The 23813-nt window shown below is 67.4% G+C and carries 23 protein-coding genes, 1 pseudogene and 1 riboswitch; of the genes and pseudogenes, 12 read left to right on the top strand and 12 right to left on the bottom strand.

Going from position 1 to position 23813, the window contains the following annotated elements:
* From thiC to MKCMC460_RS04955, 5 genes are all read left to right on the top strand, one after another.
* A complete protein-coding gene (thiC, locus tag MKCMC460_RS04975; protein WP_370653142.1) occupies positions 1-1629 on the top strand; it encodes a phosphomethylpyrimidine synthase ThiC in 1629 nt (542 codons plus the stop codon).
* Positions 1626-2453: a bifunctional hydroxymethylpyrimidine kinase/phosphomethylpyrimidine kinase gene (thiD, locus tag MKCMC460_RS04970; protein ID WP_236980645.1), complete on the top strand. Its 828-nt coding sequence runs from the start codon at positions 1626-1628 to the stop codon at positions 2451-2453. Before thiC ends, thiD begins: the two co-directional genes overlap by 4 nt.
* Before the next feature lie 24 nt (positions 2454-2477).
* Positions 2478-3116 (top strand): alpha/beta family hydrolase, encoded by a 639-nt coding sequence (locus tag MKCMC460_RS04965; protein ID WP_236980643.1) that lies wholly within the window; start codon positions 2478-2480, stop codon positions 3114-3116.
* A gap of 99 nt (positions 3117-3215) precedes the next feature.
* Positions 3216-3440 (top strand): hypothetical protein, encoded by a 225-nt coding sequence (locus tag MKCMC460_RS04960; protein ID WP_236980641.1) that lies wholly within the window; start codon positions 3216-3218, stop codon positions 3438-3440.
* Positions 3441-3485: 45 nt separating this feature from the next.
* A complete protein-coding gene (locus MKCMC460_RS04955; RefSeq protein WP_236980639.1) occupies positions 3486-3827 on the top strand; it encodes a hypothetical protein in 342 nt (113 codons plus the stop codon).
* A gap of 179 nt (positions 3828-4006) precedes the next feature.
* Here the strand turns inward: MKCMC460_RS04955 and MKCMC460_RS04950 are convergent, their stop codons facing one another.
* From MKCMC460_RS04950 to MKCMC460_RS04925, 6 genes are all read right to left on the bottom strand, one after another.
* Positions 4007-4471, bottom strand: coding sequence for a DUF4190 domain-containing protein (locus MKCMC460_RS04950; RefSeq protein WP_236980637.1), 465 nt, complete (start codon positions 4469-4471; stop codon positions 4007-4009).
* 11 nt (positions 4472-4482) lie between these two features.
* Complete coding sequence (locus tag MKCMC460_RS04945; protein WP_236983747.1) at positions 4483-5937, bottom strand: peptidase; 1455 nt, start codon at positions 5935-5937, stop codon at positions 4483-4485.
* A 127-nt stretch (positions 5938-6064) separates the two neighbouring features.
* Entirely contained in the window at positions 6065-7534 is a 1470-nt protein-coding gene (locus MKCMC460_RS04940; protein WP_236980635.1) for a M28 family peptidase, read from the bottom strand.
* The gene (locus MKCMC460_RS04935) at positions 7531-9036 is read right to left on the bottom strand and encodes a M28 family metallopeptidase (protein WP_236980633.1); all 1506 of its coding nucleotides are present in this window, start codon (positions 9034-9036) and stop codon (positions 7531-7533) included. Before MKCMC460_RS04935 ends, MKCMC460_RS04940 begins: the two co-directional genes overlap by 4 nt.
* A gap of 39 nt (positions 9037-9075) precedes the next feature.
* Positions 9076-9498 (bottom strand): DUF2752 domain-containing protein, encoded by a 423-nt coding sequence (locus tag MKCMC460_RS04930; protein WP_236980631.1) that lies wholly within the window; start codon positions 9496-9498, stop codon positions 9076-9078.
* A 13-nt stretch (positions 9499-9511) separates the two neighbouring features.
* A complete protein-coding gene (locus tag MKCMC460_RS04925; protein ID WP_236980630.1) occupies positions 9512-9835 on the bottom strand; it encodes a CD225/dispanin family protein in 324 nt (107 codons plus the stop codon).
* A gap of 482 nt (positions 9836-10317) precedes the next feature.
* Between MKCMC460_RS04925 and MKCMC460_RS04920 the strand changes: the two genes are divergently transcribed.
* Complete coding sequence (locus MKCMC460_RS04920; RefSeq protein ID WP_236980628.1) at positions 10318-10818, top strand: serine/threonine protein kinase; 501 nt, start codon at positions 10318-10320, stop codon at positions 10816-10818.
* 103 nt (positions 10819-10921) lie between these two features.
* The gene (locus MKCMC460_RS04915) at positions 10922-11440 is read left to right on the top strand and encodes a serine/threonine protein kinase (RefSeq protein ID WP_236980625.1); all 519 of its coding nucleotides are present in this window, start codon (positions 10922-10924) and stop codon (positions 11438-11440) included.
* 10 nt (positions 11441-11450) lie between these two features.
* On the opposite strand, the gene MKCMC460_RS04910 is transcribed toward MKCMC460_RS04915, so the two are convergent.
* The 4 genes from MKCMC460_RS04910 to thiO form a co-directional block, all read right to left on the bottom strand.
* Positions 11451-12218 carry an SGNH/GDSL hydrolase family protein gene (locus MKCMC460_RS04910; RefSeq protein ID WP_236980623.1) on the bottom strand — a complete coding sequence of 256 codons (768 nt, stop codon included), beginning with the start codon at positions 12216-12218 and terminating at the stop codon, positions 11451-11453.
* 11 nt (positions 12219-12229) lie between these two features.
* Positions 12230-13003, bottom strand: coding sequence for a thiazole synthase (locus tag MKCMC460_RS04905; RefSeq protein WP_370653074.1), 774 nt, complete (start codon positions 13001-13003; stop codon positions 12230-12232).
* On the bottom strand, positions 12996-13211 hold the full coding sequence (gene thiS / locus MKCMC460_RS04900; protein WP_236980621.1) for a sulfur carrier protein ThiS: 216 nt from the start codon (positions 13209-13211) through the stop codon (positions 12996-12998). Before thiS ends, MKCMC460_RS04905 begins: the two co-directional genes overlap by 8 nt.
* Positions 13211-14227: a glycine oxidase ThiO gene (gene thiO, locus MKCMC460_RS04895; protein ID WP_236980619.1), complete on the bottom strand. Its 1017-nt coding sequence runs from the start codon at positions 14225-14227 to the stop codon at positions 13211-13213. The genes thiS and thiO overlap by 1 nt, the downstream gene beginning before the upstream one ends.
* Positions 14218-14360: riboswitch (TPP riboswitch) on the bottom strand. (Overlaps the previous gene by 10 nt.)
* 30 nt (positions 14361-14390) lie before the next feature.
* On the opposite strand from thiO, the gene thiE reads away from it, so the two are divergent.
* Positions 14391-15068 (top strand): thiamine phosphate synthase, encoded by a 678-nt coding sequence (thiE, locus tag MKCMC460_RS04890; protein ID WP_370653073.1) that lies wholly within the window; start codon positions 14391-14393, stop codon positions 15066-15068.
* Positions 15069-15079: 11 nt separating this feature from the next.
* Here thiE and MKCMC460_RS04885 read toward each other — a convergent pair.
* Positions 15080-15565: pseudogene (locus MKCMC460_RS04885) on the bottom strand (NUDIX domain-containing protein); the annotation flags it as partial.
* 116 nt (positions 15566-15681) lie between these two features.
* Here MKCMC460_RS04885 and glnX point away from each other — a divergent pair.
* Genes glnX through MKCMC460_RS04870 form a run of 3 tightly spaced genes read left to right on the top strand, consistent with a single transcriptional unit; the run spans position 15682 to position 20287 of the window.
* On the top strand, positions 15682-17001 hold the full coding sequence (gene glnX / locus MKCMC460_RS04880; protein ID WP_236980617.1) for a protein kinase G-activating protein GlnX: 1320 nt from the start codon (positions 15682-15684) through the stop codon (positions 16999-17001).
* A complete protein-coding gene (locus MKCMC460_RS04875; RefSeq protein WP_236980616.1) occupies positions 17001-17960 on the top strand; it encodes a glutamate ABC transporter substrate-binding protein in 960 nt (319 codons plus the stop codon). The genes glnX and MKCMC460_RS04875 overlap by 1 nt, the downstream gene beginning before the upstream one ends.
* Positions 17960-20287, top strand: coding sequence for a serine/threonine-protein kinase PknG (locus tag MKCMC460_RS04870; protein ID WP_236980614.1), 2328 nt, complete (start codon positions 17960-17962; stop codon positions 20285-20287). Before MKCMC460_RS04875 ends, MKCMC460_RS04870 begins: the two co-directional genes overlap by 1 nt.
* 1201 nt (positions 20288-21488) lie before the next feature.
* Here MKCMC460_RS04870 and MKCMC460_RS04865 read toward each other — a convergent pair.
* Entirely contained in the window at positions 21489-22370 is an 882-nt protein-coding gene (locus tag MKCMC460_RS04865; protein ID WP_236980612.1) for a hypothetical protein, read from the bottom strand.
* Between the two features lie 117 nt (positions 22371-22487).
* Between MKCMC460_RS04865 and MKCMC460_RS04860 the strand changes: the two genes are divergently transcribed.
* Positions 22488-23804 (top strand): DUF1800 domain-containing protein, encoded by a 1317-nt coding sequence (locus MKCMC460_RS04860; RefSeq protein ID WP_236980610.1) that lies wholly within the window; start codon positions 22488-22490, stop codon positions 23802-23804.
* Positions 23805-23813 lie beyond the last annotated feature (9 nt).

Genomic DNA, 23813 nt, shown 5'->3' with positions numbered 1-23813 from the left:
ATGGCCGGCGCCGCAGTGACAACCGGCCCCATAGCGGGCAGCAGAAAGACTTACCGGGAGGTCGAGGGGGTCCCCGGCGCACGGGTGCCGTTCCGTCGGGTACACCTGTCCACCGGGGATCATTTCGACCTCTACGACACCTCCGGGCCGTACACCGACGACAACGCGGTGATCGACCTGAGCGCGGGCCTGCCGCCGCGTCCGGGCGTGGTTCGCGACCGCGGCACTCAGCTGCAGCGTGCCCGTGCCGGGGAGATCACCGCCGAGATGGCCTACATCGCGGTCCGCGAGGGCATGCCCGCGGAATTGGTGCGCGACGAGGTGGCCCGGGGCCGCGCGGTCATCCCGGCCAATCACAACCATCCCGAGAGCGAGCCGATGATCATCGGCAAGGCGTTCGCGGTGAAGGTCAACGCCAACATCGGTAACTCGGCCGTCACGTCCTCGATCGCCGAGGAGGTCGACAAGATGGTGTGGGCCACCCGCTGGGGTGCGGACACCATCATGGACCTGTCCACCGGCAAGAACATCCACGAGACCCGCGAGTGGATCATGCGCAACTCGCCGGTGCCGGTTGGCACGGTGCCGATCTATCAGGCGCTGGAAAAGGTCAAGGGCGACCCGACCCAACTCACCTGGGAGCTGTACCGCGACACCGTAATCGAGCAGTGCGAGCAGGGTGTGGACTACATGACCGTGCACGCCGGGGTGCTGCTGCGGTATGTGCCGCTCACCGCCAAGCGGGTCACCGGCATCGTGTCCCGCGGCGGGTCGATCATGGCCGCCTGGTGCCTGGCGCACCACCGGGAGTCGTTCCTGTACACCAACTTCGAGGAACTCTGCGACATCCTGGCCCGCTACGACGTCACGTTCTCGCTGGGCGACGGCCTGCGGCCGGGTTCCATCGCCGACGCCAACGACGCCGCCCAGTTCGCCGAGTTGCGCACCCTGGGTGAGTTGACCAAGATCGCGAAATCCCATGGCGTGCAGGTGATGATCGAAGGCCCGGGACATGTCCCGATGCACAAGATCGTGGAGAACGTGCGCCTGGAAGAAGAGTGGTGCGAGGAAGCACCCTTCTACACGCTGGGGCCGCTGGCCACTGACATCGCGCCGGCCTACGACCACATCACCTCGGCGATCGGTGCGGCCATCATCGCCCAGGCCGGCACCGCGATGCTGTGCTACGTCACCCCCAAGGAACACCTCGGACTGCCGGACCGCAAGGACGTCAAGGACGGTGTGATCGCCTATAAGATCGCCGCGCATGCGGGTGATCTGGCCAAGGGGCACCCGCACGCCCAGGAGCGTGACAATGCTTTGAGCACCGCGCGTTTCGAGTTCCGGTGGAACGACCAGTTCGCACTGTCGCTGGACCCCGACACGGCGCGGGAATACCACGACGAAACGCTGCCGGCCGAGCCCGCCAAGACCGCGCACTTCTGCTCGATGTGCGGGCCGAAGTTCTGCTCGATGCGGATCACCCAGGACGTGCGCGACTTCGCCGCCAAGCACGGGCTGGAAACCGAGGAGGATGTCGAAGCCATGCTGGCCGCGGGCATGGAGGAGAAGTCACGCGAGTTCGCCGATCACGGCAACCGGGTGTATCTCCCGCTCGCTCAGCAGTGACGCTGCCGCTGCCGGCGCCGGGTGCGACGCCGCTGCGGGTGCTGACCGTCGCCGGATCCGACTCCGGCGGCGGCGCGGGCATCCAGGCCGACATGCGCACGATGGCGCTGCTCGGCGTGCACGCCTGCGTCGCCGTCACCGCGGTCACCGTGCAGAACACGTTGGGCGTCAAGAGCTTTCATGAGGTTCCCGACGACGTGGTGGCCGGCCAGATCGAAGCGGTGGTGACGGACATCGGCATTCAGGCCGCCAAGACCGGGATGCTGGCGTCGTCGAACATCATCGCAACGGTGGCGGACACCTGGCGTCGGCTGGGCCTGACGGTGCCGCTGGTGGTCGATCCGGTGTGCGCGTCCATGCACGGCGATCGACTACTGGCCCACGAAGCACTGGATTCGCTTCGCTCCCAACTGTTTCCGTTGGCCACGCTGGTGACACCCAACCTGGACGAGGTGCGACTGTTGGTCGACATCGATGTCGTCGACGACGAATCTCAACGGGCGGCGGCCAAGGCGCTGCATGCGTTGGGCCCGCGGTGGGCGCTGGTCAAGGGCGGGCACCTGCGGAGCTCGCAGTTCAGCTCCGACCTACTGTATGACGGCGCGGATTTCTACGAGTTCCACGAGGCACGAGTAGCCACCGCCTGCGACCACGGCGGTGGTGACACGCTGGCCAGCGCGGTGGCGTGTGCGCTGGCGCACGGCTACACCGTGCCCGACGCCGTCCGGTTCGGGAAGCATTGGGTCACCGAATCTTTGCGCGCCGCCTACCCGCTGGGCCACGGCCACGGCCCGGTCTCGCCGCTGTTTCGGCTCGGGATATGAGTCTCGGGTTATGAATCTCGGGTTATGAATCTCGAAGCCATCGCCGGGATCGCGCACGAACCAGCGGGCACGCCGAAAGGGATCGCCGTGCTCACTCACGGCGCCGGTGGAAACCGGGATGCCAAACTGCTGCAACAGTTTTGCGACGAGTGGGCGCGTCACGGCTGGCTGGCGGTCCGCTACAACCTGCCCTACCGGCGGCGCCGCCCGAAGGGCCCGCCGTCCGGGTCGGCGGCAGCCGACCGAGCCGGCATCGTCGAGGCGATCGAGCTGTGCCGCGGTCTCGCCGCGGGTCCGCTGGTCGCCGGTGGTCATTCCTACGGCGGCCGGCAGACGTCGATGGTGGTCGCGGACGGGGACGCGTCCGTCGACGTGTTGGCGCTGTCGTCCTATCCCCTGCATCCACCCGGCAAGCCCGAACGCGCCCGCACCGAGCACCTGCCGGGCATCACGGTGCCCACCGTGTTCACGCACGGCTCGTCGGACGCCTTCGGCACCCTGTCGGAGTTGCGCGCGGCGGCGGCGCTGATTTCAGCGCCGACCGAGATCGTCGAAATCACCGGCGGACGCCACGACCTGGGCTCGAAGACGCTCGACGTCCCCGCCCTGGCGGTGGCTGCGGCGCTTCGGCTGCTGCCCCGCGACCGGGGTCGACGAGCCTGATCCTGGCGCCCGGGAAAACCTGGCCGAACTTCCATCCCGCCGGAATGTCGATTAACATATTCGGCATTCGAGGGGCGGTCCGATGGTTGGCGGGGCAAGGTGTTGGACACAATTCGCCGGGTGCTGAGTGTTCAGCTCAGTGTGGCCCAGCTCATCGCCGTCGGAATTATCGTCGGGACCCCATACCTGCTGGTGGGAGCGATATGGTCGACGACGCACACCGAACACCTGCACCAGATGCAGGGTGCCGACCTGGCGGTGTCGTTCCTGGGGTCCATCGTCTCGTGGCCCGTGCTGTTGTTCTCCAACGTATGCATGACTTGAGCGTTGAGCAACGAATCGACAATTAACATTCGTCTTGGAGAAGCTGTGAGTCATCGTCAGATCTACGTCGCAATCGTCGGCTTGCTGCTCGCTTTCGTCGGCTTGGCCGCGCTGTGGTTCCCGGTCTACCTGGATCAGTACGACGCCTATGGCATCAAGATCAGCTGCGGGAACGGCATCGGCTTCCAACTCGCCCACATCTCTCACGACGTTAATGCCTCCACTGCCGGATGCGGCAAAGCGCTGCTGATCCGGCGGGCCTGGGCGATCCCGACGGTCGCGCTCGGCTGGCTGCTGCTCACCTGGGCGGCGATCATGTGGGTGCACAACGGCCAGCAGCTCAGCGATGAGCCCGAGCACATGGTGCCCCACCCCGAGATCTATTGACTTACAACGGAAGTGAGATTCAGCCGAGCTGGCCGCTCAACTCTGCTGCCAACGTGATGAACAGCTGAAGATTTGTCACACCGCCGACCACGGCCACGACCGGAAAGCGGTCCCGAACTTTTCGGCGCTGAGCCAGCGGGTGCCGAACTCGAGACGTTCTCCGGCATTGCGAAAGCGAGCTAACCGCCCAGGCGTGGCAAGATCATCGCCGCAGCGGGGGCGCTGTTGTAGTAGTCGTCATCGTGCTGGTGGCGGTGCCGCGATTCCGACTGGTTGAGGGCCACCAATGCGATGGAGAGGATGATCCCGGCGACGAGTGTGACCGCACTGATGACGATCCCGGCTATCGCCAAGCCACGCCCCTGCTGTCCGCTCGTCTTGATCTGACTGAGCCCGAGGAACCCGAAGATCAGTCCCAAGATGGTGGGGATGCCGCAAAGAAAAGGCCCGGCAAGGGCACACACCAGCGCGGCGATGGCCATCCCGTTGGTGCCCTGCTGCACGGGGTAGCCGCCCATCGGCGGCGGATAACCGTACATCGGCGGTGACGGCGGCTCGTAGCCGTACCCGCCTTGCGGTGGCATCGGTTCATACCCATAGCCACCCGGCGGTGGCGGCGGGTAGCCCGGTGGCTGGTCGGTCACAGGGGCAAACTCTACCCTGGATAGCGCGAGTAACAACCGTCCAAGTCGCCGACTACGCCGGAGCGGAACGCCGCGATCCGGGTGAAGCCGGCGGGCACGCTGGTGCCGTCGGCGTCGCTGGCGACGATGTGGTTGGTGAGCAGACCGGCCACGGCTTCGTCGAGGTCACCGGCGGTGAGCACCAGCGAGTTGCCCGACGGCAGTTCGATGTTCTCGGCCATCTTGCGGTGCGCGACGCCGGTCAGGCACGCGGTACGCAGCGCGGTCCAGGGGCTCTGCATCGGCAGGCCGCGCTCGTGCTGCACCGCCAGTGCGTAGCGCGACATCACGATCGACAGCGCGGTGTCGTCCCCCTGCGGCAGGCTGTGCTGCTTCTCACCGGCGACCTTCCCCATCGCCGCCAGGTCGGACAGGTCGACCGCGATGGTGTTGGTAGCCGGACAGTAGGACGCCGGCGGGCTGGGTTTGGCGTCCGAGCAGCCGCCCTGCTTGAGCGACAGGGTGGGTGGGTTCTTGGGCGCGAAGATCTTGCCCATCAACTCCATCAGCGTTTTCAGTGTGTCTTCGTTGATCTGGACCTCCCCGGTCTCGCCGGTGTCCACCCGCAGCGCGGTCGGCAGGTCGCCGCGCCGCTGTTCGATCTCGGCTTTGGTGATGGTCGCGCAAGCCGAAGTGCCAGTGACGAAGCCCATCTGGAACGCACTGACCCGGTCCAGGGCCGAGCCGTGTTCGTCGTCGTTGGACTCGTCGGAGTCCATCACCGGGTCGCGGGTGGTGATCACCCCGGCGAGCACGTGGTCGAGTCCCTCTGCGGTGCTGAGTGTGAACCGCGGCGACTTCCCCTCGGCGACGTGGAAGAGGTAGACACCGGCGAAGCAGTCCGCCTGTTGTTCATAGACGATCGTGGGGTCTCGTCGGGTGACGAGTTTGGCCATGGCCTGCAGGGCATGGCCGAACTCGTGGGCCAGCACACCGTTGACGGACATGTCGCCGAAGTATTTCTGTGCGGTCGGCATGAACACGCCACGGTCCCAGGCGATCAGGTTGCATCGGGAGGTGAAGAACGCGTTGACGTTCTGATAGGTCTCGGTGCGGCACACGGTGGGGCCGTTGCGGGCCTCGGAGTCATACGACACGTACTTGTCGACCGGTTTGAACGAACCCTTCAGCGGCGCCTTGTAGTTGGCCTTCCAGAAGTCCTCGATGTCGTTGATCGACAACAACGCCAACTTGTCGATGGCCCCGTTGTCGGTGTTGACCACCGTCCCGGTGGGCGCCGGCGCGTTCGGCCGGATACCGCTGGGCCCGTTGGTAGCGGGCAGCCCGCCTACCCGGAACGGATCGTTGAGAATCGACACTGCGCGGCCCGATACCACGGTCGGTGAACACCCGGCCACCATCAGCACCGCACCCAGGCAGGCCGTCACGACCCGAAGCGACCCGAGCACCCTGCGTGAGCGCAACATCATCTGACAACCCCGTCCCGACCGGCCTGCATGCGAGGAACCTTAGTCTAGACAGCGCGGCGCGGGGTACTGAGTCGAATGCGCCGCGGCCAGCTGAAATGCCTGTGGCTCAACGGCTCTATCGGCGTCAGGAGATCCGCGTCCGATGGCGCTTGTCGCGCGGAGCTACACCGTTGACGCCGGTGATCGACGCCGCATAGGTCGCTACCGCGAACGCCACGCCAGACCCCATGACCGCCAATGCTTCCCGGTCGACGGCGTCGGCGGTGTCGCGGGCGCTCCGATAGTTCGGGTCGAACGCGGCACCGGCCTGCCCGCCCCAGAACCGTTCCTGCACAGTAGTTTTCAGCTGCGAGGCTCCGGTGTTCATGCCGCCCACCGGCACGCCCGCCGCCAGGAACGGATGGTAATCGGTGCGGGTGTTCAACGGCATGTCGTCCGGTCGCTTGCCGGCCAGGTTCAGGTAACCGGCCAGGGTGCGTTCTATGCCGGCCGAGCCTTCGGGCACGTCGCTGGATGCCACCGCGGTCCCGGGCGGACCCGACTGGTCGCCGTCGTCGGTGAAGAATCCCGGGTTGGGCGAGCCCAGCATGTCGAAGTTCAGATACAGCGCAATATCGTTGAGCGCGTCGTTGTCCAGCCCGAACACGTAGTCCATGGAACCGTTGGTGCCGTTCTCCTCGGCGCCCCAGAACGCGAACCGGACGGCGTTGGTCACCGCCGGCAGCGGCCCGAGCTGCAGCGCGGTCTCGAGCACCGCCGCCACCCCGGTCCCCGCGTTGTTGATGCCCGGGCTGTCCGGTGCGCTGTCCAGGTGGGTGCCGACCATCACGACGTCTTTGCCTGTTCCGGTCCTGGTCTGCGCCAGCACGTTTCGCGAGATGACTTTGAGGTTCTCCGCGTCCAGCACCAGGCGCACCGTCCCGGTGGCACGGCTCAACGCGGCGGCTCCCTCGGCGCCGACGACGGCGACCGGAACGGTCAGCTGGTTGTAGTAGCCGGGGTTGAACAGGGTGGGCGGAGCGCCGCGACCGCCTGGCTGGCTGGTCACGATCAGCGCCGCCGCACCCTTGGCCGCCGCCGTGTTCTGCTTGTCGACCACCGAACATCCGGTGTCGTCGGTGACTGCGATGGCTCCCTTGGGCAGGGTGGCCGGGTAGTCGGCGGCGGCGCAGCCGGCCGGCTGGGCGGGCCGGACCGGTTGTCCGCTCAGCCCGCCCGCCGGCGTCTTGACCAGCAGCGAGGCCTGGTCGACGGGAAAGCTCCGCCCGGCAACCGTCAGTGTCGGCTTGCCCTGCGAGGTGTTGCGCAACCGCTCGAACTGCGGCGTGGAGACCTCGAAACCTTTGCCGCGCAGTGTGTTCGCCACATAGTCCACGCTCGCGTCATAACCCGGCGTTCCCGAAGCCCGACTGCCCTTGTTGGCGTTGGCGATATTCTGCAGGGCCCGAAGATGGGTGAACATCGCGTCGGCGGTCACCTTGGCCGCCAGCGCGCGGGCCGGATCCGGCACGGCAGCCGGGGTGGGGGACGAATGCGGAGTCGAGCACGCCGCGAGCAGCAGGGTCAGCAGCAGGGCGGCGAGCCGGCCGATCATGACTTCGCGAGCACGTGACGGACGCGGTCCGCCATGGCCGGAACTCCGTTTCGTCCGCCGATGTCCTGCGCGTACAGGGCCACGGCGTAGGCGACGCCGCCACCCTGGATGCCCAGCGCGGTGCGGTCGATGTGCTCGAGGGTGTCGCCCTTCTGGTGATAGTTGGGATCGAAGGGCTCGTTTGCGGTCCCGCCCCACAGCTTGGCCTGTTCGTCGGATTTCTTGGCCTCCGCGCCGGCGAACAACCCGCCGGACGGAATGCCGGCCAAGGTGAATCCGTCGTAGTCGGAGCGGCCGTCGAACGAGGTGTCCTGCGCGGTCTTGCCGGACAACTTCAGGTAGTTGACCAGCATTCGCTCGATACCCGCCGACCCTTCGGGCACCACCGGCTGGCCGCGTTGGTCCAGCGGCAGCGACTGGTCGCCGTCGTAGGTGAAGTAACCCGGATTGGGCGAGGCCAGCATGTCGAAGTTCAGGTACAGCGCGATGTTCTTGAGCCCCTCGAGATCCAGCGACTCCACGTAATTGCGGGAGCCGATCAGCCCGAGTTCCTCGGCGCCCCAGAACGCGAACCGGACCGCATTGTGCACCTGCGGCGAATTGCCAAGCTGCACTGCGGTTTCCAGGACCGCGGCCACCCCGGAACCGTTGTCGTTGATGCCGGGGCCCTCCGGGACGCTGTCCAGGTGCGCTCCGGCCATCACGACGTCGGTCGACGATCCCGTCTTGGTTTGGGCAATCACGTTGCGGGCCTTGAAACTTTTGGTCTCCGCGTTCAGCTTGATCGTCGCCGGGCCGGACTTGGAGCGCAGTTGGTAGCCGACGGACCTGGTGACGCTGACCACCGGGATCTTGACGTCGGTATTCGCCCCCAGCGTGCCGCCCATCGACTGCTCGTCGACGTTGTCGACGACGATCAGGGCGACGGCGCCGCGCTGGGCGGCGGCGTCTTCCTTCTGCGCGAACTGGCAGGCGCCGCGACCGACCACCACCACGGCGCCCTGTACCGGCAGCCGGTCGTAGTCACCGGGCGTGCAGCCGGGACTGTCCCCCTCGGGCGCGAACAGCAGCGGCCCGGTCACTCCGTCGGGGGCGCTGCGACTGTATTCCAGCGCGCGCGCCTCGGCGGTCAGGTCGCCGACGGTCAACGAACCTTTGTCGGCGTGAAACACCCGCGCCGAGAACTCCGGGAGTTGAACCTCGAAACCCTTGCTGCGCAACGTTTCAGCGACGTAGTCGACGCTGGCGTCGTAGCCCGGCGTGCCGACGGCGCGGGTGCCGTTGTTGGCGTTGGCGATGTCTTGCAGTTTTCTCAGGTGCGCCATCATCGCGTCGGTGGTGACCTTGCCGCGGATCATGGTGGCGAACTCGGTCGCGGCGGTGTTGCTGCCGGCGGGCTGCGCGTCGTTCGAGCAGCGCGTGCAACCGGACAGGAATGCAACGAGGGCCACCACGACCCACAAAGCCAGCGCGGCAGGAATCGTCTTCGATTTGTTCGCCATCGCGCCCAGACTAGACCAGCGTGGCGCGATCGGGCCCGATCACACGAACAACCCGGTGAACGGAGCGAACGGCAGGTTGCGCACCACAAACCAGGCCATCACAAGCGTCAAGGTGACCGCCGGAGCCCAGCGCCCGTGCTGCCAGCTCCGGATGCGCTGACCCGTCGCGCGGCCGTACGCCCAGCCCAGATAGGCCCACACCAGGAGCACCAGAGCCACCAGACCCAGCGCGTTGAACCTCGCGGCCGCCAACGGATCACCGTGCATCAGGCTGTAGAGCATTCGCATGCTGCCACAGCCGGGGCAGTCGATACCCAGCAGCGCTTTGGTGGGGCAGGTCGGCAGCGGCCCACCCGGGGTGGTCGGGTCGCCCAGCCAGATCGCGGAGCACACCAGCACCGAGGCGCCGGCCACCAACAGTGGTGCGCCCAGCTGGGCGGGCTCCGCGACGTGGCGGGTCATGTCGAGCCGGGACTCAGAACAGCGCGGCGGCCATCGCAGCGCTGTTGTCCGGGGTGTTCGACGCGAGTACGACCATGAGGATTCCGTAGACGATGACGGATACCACCCAGATGATGACCGACCACTTCACCCACTTCTTGGCGGCGTCGGCGGACGCCTGCGCCTCGGCGTGCAGCCCTTGCGCCCACAATCCGGACACCTGGCTGGACTTGACGATCGCGATGATCCCGGTGATGGGAAAGCAGAACAGCGTCGCCAAAATCGACCACACCAAGTAGTTGTTCGGCGGCGATCCGGCCGGCTGCTGCGGCGGGTAACCGGGAGGTGGTTGCGTCATGAATTCTCCTGATCAGAAGAAGTTAGCTGGCGTGAAGCGACGCTTACCATACCCGAAATCCGTCGCCACGGCTCTCCAACCTGCGCGGCCATCAGCCGATTCCGCAAATTGCCGACGAGCCACTGCGGCGCGGGTGAAAATTATTGAGAGACTGCAGATTTCAATATTCTTTAGCCGCCAAATCCGTCCGGTCCCGGCCGGCCTGCGCCGCATCGGAATAAGACCGCTCCGAAGCATATTCGGCCCGAAAGCGGCCTCACCCCGAAATCGCAGGGCTGCGTCCGCCATCGACTCGGCACCGGGGATTTATGGGAAACTAATGCCAAGAAAGATAGTTTGCAACGGAATGTATTGCGCCGGCGCGGCATCGCTCTACTATCCATGTTGGCAAAACCCTGTTTTAAGTCGTATACCGCAAATACACTTCCCCGATATCGGCACAGTTGCACCACCGGTCCCACAAACCACCGAGGAGTCCATCGATGTCCCCCCTATCGAAGTTGTTGCGGGCCGCCACCGCCGCGGCAGTGCTGGGCAGTGTCAGTTACGCGGGTATGGCCGCAGCCAATGCCGACCCCAACGAAACGCTGGTCAGCGTGCTGTCGAAGGGCTACTCGACAAGCAACTGCAGCGCCAAAGACCCGTCCAGCGGCATGGTCGCGGTCATGGAATGCGGCCAGAACTCGCTCGAGGGTGGGCCCGTGGTCGGCAAGTACATGTTGTTCGGCAACACCACCGACCTGGCCAGTGCATTCACCGCCAGCATCAAAGACGACACCCTGGCCAAGTGCGGCGACGCCGACTCGCCCACCACCTGGCATCAGGGCAATGCCACCACATCAGCCGGGCAGGTGGCCTGCGGCACCTACCAGGGCCAGGCCGAGGTCATCTGGACCACCGACGCGAAGAACGTACTGAGCTTCATCCGCGCCTCGAACACCGACACCGCCGCGCTCTACCAATGGTGGCGCACCAACGGCTGATTTTTCCGTTCGGGCCGCGAAGGACTGTTCTGTTTCGTCAAGCAGCGCAGCCGGATCACTCGTCCAATAGTTACTCAATCCAACGACAAGCAAGGAGCTAACAATGACTCATCGCGCCAACGCACTGCGCGGCATCACCGCCGCGGCAGTGGTAGCCAGTTTCGGCTGCTTCGGTGCCGGCACCGCGTCGGCCGACCCGACCGACGCGTTCGCCGGATCGCTGTCCAAGGGCTACAACTCGAGTAACTGCTCCTCCCAATCGGTTTCGGAGGTGCAGTCCGCCTTCCCGACGGTGCAGTCGGTACTGGTCTGTGGGCAGAACTCCGACAGCAGTGGACCGTCGGGGGCCAAGTACTTCCTGTTCCCCAACAGCTCCGACATGGCCAGCGCGTTCACCAAACTCATCGCCGGCGACACGCTTGCGAACTGCGGGGACGCCAAGTCGCCGACCACCTGGCACCAGGGCAGCTCGACCGACTCGGCCGGGCAGGTCGCCTGCGGAACCGATGACGGCAAGGCCGAGGTCATCTGGACCGTGGACGCCAAGAACGTGGTGGCGTTCGTCCGCGGATCGGGCGGCGACACGGCCGCGCTCTACAAGTGGTGGCAAGCCAACGGCTGACGCCCTGGGGCTACAGCTCCTGCAACACGAGATCGGCGACGGCCCGCATCCCTGCCCCGTTCGGGTGCAGCGGTGCGGGCCGACCCGGTAGTGGCACAACGGTTCTGGCCGGCGTCGTGGTCCAGGGCTGCTCCGACCACGCGTGATGATCGCGGCTGGCCGCGGCCGCCGACACCACTTCGCAGTCGGTGGCCGCGGCGGCCTCGGCCGTCAGCCGGGCCAGCTCGCTCGCCACATGCCGGCCCAGTCCGGCATGCTCGTCGGCGAGCGGCGGCGCCGATTCGCCGGCGGGCGGCAGGATCGTCAGGTAGTCCACGAAGAAGATCCGCGCCCGCGGCGCGTGCCGGCGCAGGCTGCGGCCCACATCGCACAGCGAATCGAACACCACGGCCAGCGCGCGCTCGCGGGCATCGGGATCCAGCAGTTCGTTCAGGCGGCTACCCAGCAACGGCAGACACCGCAGCGGCGACGGCAACGACGCCGCCATCAACAGCGGGACATAGCCGACGTCGTTGCCGCCGATGGTCACCGTCACCAAGCTCTCGGTGCCGTCCAGTGCGGCGATCTGCGGTGCCGCACCGTGCTGGCGGTCGGCGAGCACGTGGGCGGTGGTGGCGCCGGAGTAGGTGACGTCGGTCAGGTCCAGGCCGGCCCGACCGGCGACCAGATGCGGATAGTTGCGCGCCGAGCGTCCGGCCCGCCGCGGCGCCCCCGCCGCCCGGGGCCGGATTCCGGGACCGGCTGCCATCGAACTACCCAGTGCGACATAGCGTTTCATACCATTTCCGGTCATAGCGCCGGGCTGGACGCCTGGGCCCAGAAGCGTTTCGGGATGCGGCCGCCGCGGTGCGCCAGGTATCCGGCGGTGACCGCTGCGGCCATCGCCGCGGCCATCGTCGGCGGATCGGCCGCGCGGGTGACGGCGGTGGCCAACAGCACTGCGTCGCAACCCAGCTCCATGGCCAGCGCCGCGTCACTGGCGGTGCCGATCCCCGCGTCCAACACCACCGGGACACCCGCCCGGGACACGATCATCTCGATGTTGTGCGGGTTGGCGATGCCCAGGCCGGTGCCGATCGGCGAACCCAACGGCATCACCGCCGCGCATCCGGTGTCCTCCAGGCGGCGGGCCAGCGCCGGGTCGTCGTTTGTGTAGGGCAGTACCACGAACCCGTCGTCAACCAATTGCTCTGCAGCCCTGACTAATTCGATTGCGTCGGGCAGCAACGTGCGCTCGTCGGCAATCACCTCCAGCTTGACCCAGTTGGTGTCCAGCGCCTCGCGGGCCAGCTGTGCGGTCAGCACCGCCTCGGCCGCGCTACGACAGCCGGCGGTGTTGGGCAACGGCGTGATACCGAGCCGGTTGAGCAACTCGAGCAGCCCGGTGCCGCCCTCGGCGTCGACGCGGCGGATCGCGACGGTGGTCAGCTCGGTGCCAGAGGCCACCAGCGCCTCCTCCAGCACCGCCAGGCTGGTCGCCCCGCCGGTGCCCATGATCAGCCGCGAGGCGAAACTACGGTCAGCGATCGTCAGCTTGCCCGTACCGTCGTCCGGCCTAACCACCCTGCACCGCCGAGACCACCTCGAGCCGCATCGGCCCGCTCAACCCCGACAACTCGGCGAGCCGTGAGGCCCACGCTGATCGGGGCAGCACGGCCGCGTCCACCGCCACTGCGACCCCGCGGTCCGGAAAACCCATCGACTCCAGCAGCGCGGCCACGGTGGTCTGCTCGTCGACCTCGAGCTGCTGTTCGTTGACAACCACGATCATCAGTGCACTCCGATTGGAATGAGTTGGGACACAATCTGTTCAGCTGTCCACGGCGCCAACAGGAACCCGGAGCGGCCGTGCCCGGTGGCCACCAGCGTCCGCTCGTCCAGTCGCCGCACGATGGGCAGGTTGTCCGGGGTCATCGGCCGCAGGCCGGCGGCGCACTCGGCCAGTTCGTACTCCCCCAGCGCCGGCAGCACCGCGCACGCGTCGTCGAGCAGGTCACGCACCCCCGACACCACCGGCGCGGTGTCCCGCCCGTGTTCGTACTGGGTCGCGCCGACCACCACCCCGTCGGCCCGGGGCACCAGGTACACCTGACGGCCGTGTATCCGGGCCCGAACCACCCGCTGCGGCAACGGTGTGCAGCCCTTGCGCCAGCGCAACCGCAGCACCTCGCCCTTCACCGGACGCACCGGCAGCCCGGGGCACAACGCGGGGGCGTCGATGCCGTTGGCGATCACCACCGTCTCGCCCTGCGCCGCACCGAGTTCGGTCACCGGACCGGCCCACCGGACCCCGAGTCGCTCGCAGTCACCGATCAGCGCCTCGAGCACCGCGCGGTTGTCCACCGCGAGCTCGGTCGGCGCCCGGAACCCGTGCCGAATGCCTTGGGCCAGTTGCGGTTCGACGTCGCGCATGGACGATTCCCAAACCACCGGATGGCCTTGGGCCGACAGCCAGTCCGCCACGGTCCGCAGATCGGCGACGTCGGCACGGTCGACGGCCACCACCAGCGACTCGCGCGCGGTCACCACCTGCGGGTCCAGCCCGTCCAGAAAACCGCCCTCGCGCCACAGCCGCAGCGACTCCAGGCCCAGCCGCAGCAACTGCTCCTCGCCGGGCCAGCCCTCGCTGTGCGGGGCCAGCATGCCGCCGGCCACCCAGGAAGCACCGAAATCGGAATCGCGGTGCACCAGCACCGAAAACCCGGCCTGGGCCGCGCGGCGTGCCACCGACAACCCGATGACGCCGCCGCCGATCACGGCGACCGTCCCGGTGGGCGTGCTTGACATCCTTGCCTCCCTTCGCCGGCATGACCCGGATCAGGTGTGACGGTAAGGGCAGGTCCAAGCCCGCAGACCGGTCTGCGACTTCGTCAGCCCACTCTCAGCCCCGCTGGTACCCGGGACTCCCGTGTGTTGTTCGGCTTCTACGCTAGCGCGCTAACGTCGCGGTGTGCATCAGCCCCGCCTCGGTCCCGCGCTGCAGAAGGCCCGGTTATACCTGTGCACCGACGCCCGCCGGGAACGCGGCGACCTGGCCGAGTTTGCCGACGCCGCGCTGGCCGGGGGGGTGGACATCATCCAGCTGCGCGACAAAGGGTCGCCCGGTGAGCAGCGGTTCGGTCCGCTGGAGGCGCTCGACGAGCTGGCCGCCTGCGAGGTCCTGGCCGACGCGGCCCACCGGCACGGCGCCCTGTTCGCGGTGAACGACCGCGCCGACATCGCCCGCGCGGCCGGCGCCGACGTGCTGCACCTGGGCCAACGCGACCTGCCTGTCAAGGTGGCCCGCGAGATCGTGGGAGCGGGCCCGCTGCTCGGCCTGTCCAGTCACACTCCGGGCGAAGCTGCCGCCGCGGCCGGCGGAGCCGCCGACTACTTCTGCGTCGGCCCGTGCTGGCCCACCCCCACCAAGCCGGGCCGCCCGGCACCGGGGCTGGAGCTGGTCCGCGCCGTCGCCGGCCTGGACACCGACAAGCCCTGGTTCGCCATCGGCGGCATCGACGCCGCGCGGCTGCCGGAGGTGCTCGAAGCCGGCGCCCGGCGGATCGTCGTGGTTCGCGCCATCACCGCCGCCGACGACCCGCGGGCGGCTGCCACGGAACTCGCCTCGGCGCTCAGCGCGGTCTGCTGAGCTCACGCCCGCAGCGGCAACCCGGCCAGGACACCGCGCAGCCGCTCCCAGCTGGCCGCGAATCCCGGGTGCAACGGCAGCTCGGCGACGTCGTCCTCGCCGACCCAGCGCAACTCCGCGCTCTCCCGGTTCGCCACGGTTTCCAGCAGTTCGGCGGCATCAGCGACGACGGTGGTGTAGCTCCAGCGCGTACCGCGCAGTCCCGCGATCTCGGCGGTGACCAACGTCGTCCGCACGGTCAGCAGTTCGGCGTCCAGCCCGGCCTCCTCCCGCGCCTCGCGCACCGCGGTCTGCTCGGGGGTCTCGTGGCTGTCGCGGGCACCGCCCGGCAAGCCCCAGGTGCCGCCTTGGTGGCTCCACACCGCCCGGTGTTGCAGCAGAACCGCGGGGGTGCCGTCGGGCCGCGGCGCCCGCAACAGCAGTCCGGCCGCGCCGAACCTGCCCCAGTAATGGATGCCGCGCTCGGAAATCACCCATCCGTCACCGTCACCCTGCACCGATTCAGGATATGCACGCCCGGATTGGTGCCGCCTCCCCACATCCTCCGCGCAATGCTCTTAGACTTCGCTTATAGAGGTTCGTGGTATGGCCGAAAGATGAGGTCGGAACAGACGTGACGGTTGAGCTCGCGCACCCGTCGACCGAGCCACAGGGATTGCGCTCGCCCGCCGAACCGGCCCACCCGCGCTGGTGGTTCATCTCCACCACGCCCGGCCGTATCCTGACCATCGGCATCGTGCTGGCGGCTCTCGGTGTGTCCAGCGCGTTCGCCACCTCCACCACCATCAACCACCGCCAGCAGGTGCTGACCACCGTGCTCGACCACACCGAGCCGCTGTCCTTCGCGGCCGGCCGGCTCTACACCACGCTGTCGGTGGCCGACGCGGCGGCGGCGACCGCGTTCATCGCCCAGGCCGAGCCGCGCAGTGTCCGGGTGCGCTACGAGCAGGCCATCACCGACGCCGCGAGCGCGGTGACCCGCGCGTCCAGCGGGCTCACCGACGAGTCGCTGGTGCAGCTGCTGGGCCGGATCAATGCCGAGCTGGCGGTCTATACCGGGCTGATCGAGATCGCGCGGACAAATAACCGGGCCGGCAACCCGGTGGGCTCGTCGTACCTGTCGGAGGCGTCCGGGCTGATGCAGTCCCGGATCCTGCCGGACGCGCAGCAGCTCTACCAGGCCACGTCGGCTCGGGTGGACAGTGAAACCACCGCGTCCACCCAGATCCCGGCGCCGGTGATCCTGGTGGTCGCGACCACGGTGATGTTCGGCGCGTTCTCGCACCGCTGGCTGGCCCGGCGCACCCGGCGGCGTATCAATCCAGGCCTGGTCGTCGGCGGTCTCGGTATCCTCGTCATGGTGGTGTGGGTCGGAACCGCGTTGGCTATTTCCACTACAGCTAGTCGTAGTGCGAAGGACACTGCCGCCGAGTCGCTCAAGACCGTGACCAACCTGGCGATCACCGCCCAACAGGCTCGCGCCGATGAGACTTTGTCGCTGATCCGGCGCGGCGACGAAGAGGTGCGCAAGCAGGCGTTCTACCAGCGCATCGATGCCATGCACCACCAACTCGACGCGTACATGGCCCGCCACGACGCCGTCGACAAGCCCGACTTGCAGGGCGCCGACCAGCTGCTGGTCCGCTGGCAGCAGGCCAACGACCGGATCAACGCCTACATCTCGGTCGGCAACTACCGGGCCGCCACGCAGGTGGCGCTCGGCAAGGGCGAGGACGACTCCACCCCCGCGTTCGACAAGCTCGACGAAGCGCTCAACAAGGCGATGATCCAAAGCCGCAACCACCTGCGCAACGACGTCCTCAACGCCAAGCGCGGGCTGGCCGGGGCGCAGGTCGGCGCGGTGGTGCTGAGCCTGGGCGCCGCCATCGCGGTCGCGCTGGGGCTGTGGCCGCGGCTCAAGGAGTACCGGTGATGCGCCGTGGCGCAGGTCTCCTGCTGGCGGCTCTGTTGCTGGCCGGCTGCGGTCACTCCGAGTCGCTGAAGGTGGAGATCGCCCCGACGCTGCCGTTGCCGACCCCGGTGGGGATGCAGGAACTGCAGATGGAGTCCCCGCTGCCGCCCGACTCCAACAGCCAGGACTGCAATCCCACGGCCAGCCTGCGGCCGTTTCCCAACAGGGCCGACGCCGACGCCGCAGTGGAGCCCATCCGCACCCGTGGCCGGCTGATCGTGGGGCTGGACATCGGCAGCAACCTGTTCAGCTTCCGCGACCCGATCACCGGGGAGATCACCGGGTTCGACGTGGACATCGCGGGCGAGGTCGCGCGCGACATCTTCGGCGCCCCGAATCACGTCGAGTACCGGATCCTGTCCGCCGACGAGCGGATCACCGCACTGCAGAAGTCTCAGGTCGACATCGTCGTCAAGACCATGACCATCACCTGCGAGCGCCGCAAGCTGGTCAACTTCTCCACCGTCTACCTCGATGCCAACCAGCGCATCCTGGCCCCGCGCGATTCGCCGATCGCGAAGGTGTCCGACCTGTCCGGTAAGCGGGTCTGCGTGGCCCGCGGAACCACCTCGCTACGCCGGATCCGGGAGATCTCGCCGCCACCGGTCATCGTGTCGGTGGTGAACTGGGCCGACTGCCTGGTCGCGATGCAGCAGCGTCAGATCGACGCCGTGTCCACCGACGACTCGATCCTGGCCGGATTGGTGGAGGAAGACCCCTACCTGCACATCGTGGGACCGAACATGGCGACCCAGCCCTACGGCATCGGGATCAACCTGGACAACACCGGCCTGGTCCGGTTCGTCAACGGGACACTCGAACGCATCCGGGGCGACGGCACCTGGAATACGTTGTACCGCAAGTGGTTGACGGTTCTGGGGCCGGCGCCGCTGCCGCCGCAACCGAAATACGTGGACTGATGGGCAAGCCGGTGCAGGAAGACGAACTGGGCGAAGCGGTTCTGGAGGAGGAGGGCTCCCCCGGTAGCCAGCCTGCCTCGCCGCCGGAGGACGCCCAGACGGGTGCGACGGCCAGGACGGGCCGGCCGCAGGCCACCCAGGCCCTGTTCCGGCCCGATTTCGACGACGACGATGACGACGACGAGTTCGCCTTCTCGCTGGGGTCGATAGACACGCAGCCGCAGGACCGGATCGCGGGCGCGACGCGCGCGTTGCCGGCGGTCCGGCAGCTCGGCGGCGGGTTGGTGGAGATTCCCCGGGTCCCCGACATCGATCCGCTCACCGCCCTGATGAAGAATCCGGTGGTCCCGGAATCCAAGCGGTTCTGCTGGAACTGCGGTCGCCCGGTGGGCCGGTCCGGTCCGGAGGAAAAGGGTGCCTCGGAAGGCTGGTGCCCGTACTGCGGTAGCCCGTATTCCTTTGTGCCACAACTGAATCCCGGCGATATCGTGGCCGGCCAGTACGAGGTCAAGGGTTGCATCGCGCACGGCGGGCTGGGCTGGGTCTACCTGGCCGTGGACCACAACGTCAACGACCGCCCGGTGGTGCTCAAAGGCCTGGTGCATTCCGGTGATGCCGAGGCGCAGGCCATCGCGATGGCGGAACGGCAGTTCCTGGCCGAGGTCGTGCACCCCTCGATCGTGCAGATCTTCAACTTCGTCGAGCACAACGACAAGCACGGCGATCCGGTCGGCTACATCGTCATGGAGTACATCGGCGGGCAGTCGCTCAAACGCAGCCGCAGAAACGGCAAAGCCCAGAAGCTGCCGGTCGCCGAGGCGATCGCCTACATCCTGGAAATCCTGCCCGCGCTGAGCTACCTGCATTCCATCGGCCTGGTCTACAACGACCTCAAGCCGGAGAACATCATGCTCACCGAGGAGCAGCTCAAGCTGATCGACCTCGGCGCGGTGTCGCGGATCAATTCGTTCGGCTACCTCTACGGCACACCTGGCTACCAGGCGCCCGAGATCGTGCGGACCGGCCCCACCGTCGCCACCGACATCTACACGGTGGGACGGACGCTGGCCGCGCTGACGCTGAATCTGCGCACCCGCAACGGCCGCTACGTGGACGGACTGCCCGACGACGACCCGGTGCTGGCCAAATACGACTCCTTCGGCCGGTTGCTGCGGCGCGCCATCGACCCCGACCCGCGGCGGCGGTTCGCCACCGCCGAGGAGATGTCCGGGCAGTTGATGGGCGTGCTGCGCGAAGTGGTCGCCCAGGACACCGGGGTGCCGCGGCCCGGGTTGTCGACGATCTTCAGCCCCAGTCGCTCCACGTTCGGGGTGGACCTGCTGGTCGCGCACACCGACGTGTACCTGGACGGCCAGGTGCACTCCGAGAAGCTGACCGCCAAGGAGATCGTCACGGCGCTGTCGGTGCCGCTGGTGGATCCGGCCGACGTGGCCGCACCGGTGTTGCAGGCCACCGTGCTGTCGCAGCCGGTGCAGACCCTGGATTCGCTGCGGGCGGCGCGACACGGCTCGCTGGACGCCGACGGGGCCGATGTCTCGGAGTCGGTGGAGCTGCCGCTGATGGAAGTGCGGGCGTTGCTGGACCTGGGCGATGTCAGCAAGGCCACCCGCAAGCTCAACGACCTGGCGGCCCGGGTGGGCTGGCAGTGGCGGCTGGTCTGGTACCGGGCGGTGTCGGAGTTGCTCACCGGCGACTACGAATCGGCGATCAAGGATTTCACCGATGTGCTGGACACTTTCCCCGGCGAGCTGGCGCCCAAACTGGCGCTGGCCGCGACCGCCGAGCTGGCCGGCGAACCCGACGAGCAGAAGTTCTACCGGACAGTGTGGAGCACCAACGACGGTGTGATCTCGGCGGCTTTCGGGTTGGCCCGGTCCCTCTCGGCGGCAGGCGACCGCGACGGCGCGGTACAGGTGCTCGACGAAGTACCGCCCACCTCAAGGCATTTCACCACGGCGCGGCTGACCAGCGCGGTGACCCTGCTGTCCGGCCGCTCGCAGAGCGAGATCACCGAGGAGCAGATCCGCGACGCCGCCCGACGGGTGGAGGCGTTGCCGGCCACCGAACCGCGGGTGTTGCAGATCAGGGCTTTGGTGCTGGGCGGCGCGATGGACTGGCTGCAGGACAACGCTGCTGAGAAGCAGCCCAGCACCAACCACATCCTGGGGTTTCCGTTCACCGACCACGGTTTGCGGTTGGGCGTGGAGGCCTCGCTGCGCAGTCTGGCCCGAGTGGCGCCCACCCAGCGGCATCGGTACACCCTGGTGGATATGGCCAACAACGTCCGGCCGACAAGTACGTTTTGATCTGTCTGGCGTTCTCCCTTATGGGGTTTTCGGGCTTTCGGGCTTTCGGGCTTTCGGGCTTTCGGGCTTTCGGGCGTGAAGCCTCGGTGTCTGGGCGGTGGGGGTGAAGGCTGGGCGTTGCGCGTGAACCCTCGGCGTTGCGCGTGAACCCTCGGCGTTGCGCGTGAACCCTGGGCGTCGCGCGTGAAGCCTGGGCGTTGCGCGTGAAGGCTGGGCGTTGCGCGTGAGCCCTGGGCGTCGAGTGTGAAGCCTGGGCGGCAATCCGCCCGAAATCCCGCCATATGCTCACACTCAAAACCATTGCTTCACAACCAAAGCCATGGATTCACACATAATGCATTGAGCGCCTACACCGGCCACCGCCCCAGGATCAGAAGCGAAGCCCAGAACGATGCGCGTGAACCCTAGGCGTTGCGCGTGAACCCTCGGCGATGCGCGTGAAGCCTCGGCGTCGAGTGTGAAGCCCGGGCGGCAATCCGCCCGAAATCCCGCCATATGCTCACACTCAAAACCATTGCTTCACAACCAAAGCCATGGATTCACACTCAATGCGGCAAGCGCCTACACCGGCCACCGCCCCAAGTTTAGAAGCGAAGCCCAGAACGATGCGCGTGAACCCTAGGCGTTGCGCGTGAACCCTCGGCGATGCGCGTGAACCCTGGGCGTCGAGCGTGAAGCCTGGGCGGCAATCCGCCCGAAATCCCGCCATATGCTCACACTCAAAACCATTGCTTCACAACCAAAGCCATGGATTCACACATAATGCATTGAGCGCCTACACCGGCCGCCGCCCCAGGATCAGAAGCGAAGCCCAGGACGATGCGCGCGAAGCCTCGGCGTTGCGCGTGAACCCTGGGCGTCGAGCGTGAAGCCTGGGCGGCAATCCGCCCGAAATCCCGCCCTGTGCTCACACTCAAAACCATTGCTTCACAACCAAAGCCATGGATTCACACTCAATGCGGCAAGCGCCTACACCGGCCACCGCCCCAAGTTTAGAAGCGAAGCCCAGAACGATGCGCGTGAACCCTAGGCGTTGCGCGTGAACCCTCGGCGTCGAGCGTGAACCCTCGGCGTTGCGCGTGAACCCTGGGCGCCAAACGTGAAGCCTCGGCGCCAAACGTGAACCCTGGGTGCAAAATCGCCCAAAATCCCGCCACAGCCTCACACCGAACGCCCGACGCTCACAACGAAAACCGCAGACTCACACCCAAAGCCCCGGACACACATCCGCATCCGGCGCATCCCAACCCCGATCCACCATTGCCACCCGCACTCGCGCAATGATGCCGACCCGCCGCTCCTCCGCCACCACCCGGACAATGAGCCAGCCCTGCCGCTCGATCATCTCCAACCGCTGAATGTCGTAAACGTAGCGGCCCCGAACCGTCTGATGGTGCACGCCCTCGTATTCGACACCGACCTTGTACTCCTCCCAGCCAACGTCGATGTGAGCGAACGGAATCCCGTCCGCACCCAATACCGGAATCTGGGTTTGCGGTCGCGGAAAGCCCGCTTCGATCAGCAGCAGCCGAAGGTAACTCTCCCGGGGCGACTGAGCACCCGCGTCGACGAGTTCGAGTGCGGTCTCCAACCGCCGCAGCCCAGGTGAGCGGGGGTGCCGCCGCACGACATCCAGCACATCTTCGACCTTGAAACCCGTTGCGGCTGCGAGTGCATCCAGCCGGGCCACCGCCGAATGCAGCGCTCCACCCCGGCCGATGTCGAACGCGGTGCGCTCAGCGGTAGTGACCGACCGCCCATCGATCACCTGCGTTTCCCCGTCCAGCAGCAGACAACGCCGGGTCAGGACACCGGTCGGCGGCCGGGAGTTGCCGGATACCAACTCAATCGGCACGTCCCGTGGTATCCACTTTGTGCCGTGCAGCGCCGCCGCAGCCGCACCCGCAATGGTCGCCCTGCCCTTCGACCACAGCCAGGCCGCCGCGATCCGCTGCTCGAGCGAAGCCTGACCGGCCGCGGGCAGATAGATGCCGGGGAGCAGTGCCCGATACCGCGTGCGCAACTGGTGGCGGTTCAACACGCCACGCTGCAGCGCGTCGCAGCCGACGAAAGGTTCCTGCACGCCGCGAAGAGTCGCACGACTGCCGCACCCGGCGCGTTCAGATATCCACAGGCAACCCGCAGGCGCGCACGGCCTGCGTCATAGCTGGCTCAAAGGTTCGTGTGGACACTCAAACCCATGGTCGGAGAGTCCGCGCAGTGGATCACCACGGCTCGCGCCCTGCGCCGCGCCGGGTTCGGGACGACCGGCGCCCAGGTGGACGCGGTGGCCGGCCAGGATTGGGCCTCCTATGTCGATGCCGCGCTGGCGAGCAACCCCGATGCCGACCCCGGCGCGGCGGCGACGCCGATGCCGACGTTCCCCCCGCTGCAGCCGCCCGGGAAGAAGGCGACGCCGGCGTCGCACAAGGAGTACAACCGGCAGTTGGGCGAGCAGTTGGACACGCTGTCGCGTTGGTGGCTACAGCGGATGGTCGCAGTCCGGCAGCCGATCCACGAGAAGCTGACGTTGTTGTGGCACAACCACTTTGCCACCTCCGCGGCAAAGGTGCGGACGGCGGGGCAGATGGCCGCGCAGAACCAGAAACTTCGCACCATGGCGACGGGCGACTTCCGCGCCCTGGCCTACGCGATGCTGACCGACGCCGCGATGCTGCACTGGTTGGACGGTCAAACCAACACCGCCAAAGCGCCCAACGAGAATCTCGCCCGCGAATTCATGGAGTTGTTCGCACTGGGACACGGCAACGGCTACACGGAGGAAGACGTGCGCAACGGCGCCCGAGCACTCACCGGCTGGGTCGTCGACCGCAGTGGCCAGACGTCGCTGACGGCCAAACGCCATGACGCCGGCGTCAAGACGTTGTTCGGCCAGGCCCGCAACTTCGATGCGGCCGGTTTCTGCGACACCGTGCTGGCGCAGCCCAAATCGTCGGAGTACGTCGCGGGTCGGCTGTGGCAGCAGTTGGCCTCCGACGATCCGCCGTCCCCGCAAGCGCTGGGCCGCATTGTGGCGGCGTACGGCCCGGGACGCGACCTGCGCGCGCTGACCACGGCGATCCTGACCGATCCGGAATTCATCGGCACCCCAAGTGCCAGAGTCAACACGCCGGTGGAGTGGCTCGTCGGCGTGATCCGCACCTTGCGGGTGCCGATGAATGACGCCAAGCACCTCAAGACCGCCGAGGCGACGATGCGCGCGCTCGGGCAACGCCCGTTCTATCCGCCCAGTGTCGGGGGCTGGCCGGGCGGCCAGGTGTGGCTGTCCACCGCCAGCGCGGGTACCCGGTTGCGTGCCGCGTCCCAGCTGGCCCGCGCCGCCGACCTGTCCGCCATCGAGCGCACCGCCCCCCGTGATCGCGTCGACGCGGTCGGGTACCTGATCGGCGTCGGCAAATGGTCCGACCGAAGCGCGAGCGTGCTCGCGTCTGTGGTGGCCAGACCGCCGCAGCTGGTGGCGGTCGCCGTCAACACGCCCGAATACCTGACGTCTTAGCGAGAGTGC

Source organism: Mycobacterium sp. 20KCMC460, assembly GCF_022179425.1.
GTDB classification, from domain to species: domain Bacteria; phylum Actinomycetota; class Actinomycetes; order Mycobacteriales; family Mycobacteriaceae; genus Mycobacterium; species Mycobacterium kiyosense.
The sequence above is the reverse complement of the archived record's forward strand: the minus strand, read 5'-3'. Positions and strand labels throughout refer to the sequence as shown.